The organism is Kitasatospora nipponensis, assembly GCF_039528135.1.
In the GTDB taxonomy this organism is placed as follows: Bacteria; Actinomycetota; Actinomycetes; order Streptomycetales; family Streptomycetaceae; genus Kitasatospora; species Kitasatospora nipponensis.
The window spans coordinates 1-541 of the sequence record NZ_BAAALF010001065.1 but is presented as its reverse complement, the minus strand read 5'-3'; the positions used below and the strand labels follow the sequence as shown (position 1 = coordinate 541).

Sequence of the window (541 nt, the reverse complement as noted above, 5' to 3'; positions counted from 1 at the left end):
CACTCTCCGCTGGTGGAGGAAACTCCAGCTCAGGGCGGGTATCGGCGAGCAGCCGATACCCCCCCTTTGGCATGTTGTCTCACCGCGCGTCGCCGATATCCCGCGCGGATCCAGCCCGTGTGGAACATCTGTGGAACGCCGTCCCGGGCTGCTGACGGCCTACTCCTGCATGTCCTGACCGTTCAGGAACCGCTCGATCAGGGCGTTGGAGTGATCCTGACGGTTGTTCAGGATCTTGGCGTAGAAGCGGTAGAGCACCGCCACGCTGTGCCCAGCGCGCCGCGCCACCTCCACCGGATCGACGCCGGCCACCAGCCAGCCGGACACGGCCGTGTGCCGCAGCTCGTAGGGCACGTCCGCGAGCGGCGTCTCCACCTCATGGGGTGTCAGGACGAACGGCCGGGCTACCTTCCAGAGCGCGGCGTACTCCTTCGTGAGAAGTCGCCCGCCCTCGGTCGCCCGGAACAGTCGGCCATCGGACGCGACGCCGAACCGCTCGATGTGCTCGCGGAGGATCTGCACCAGAACCGGCGGAATGGGC

The 541-nt window shown here is 67.5% G+C and carries 1 pseudogene; it reads right to left on the bottom strand.

What is annotated here, in order from left to right:
• Positions 1-159 precede the first annotated feature (159 nt).
• A pseudogene (locus ABD323_RS44890) lies at positions 160-541 on the bottom strand (site-specific integrase); the annotation flags it as partial.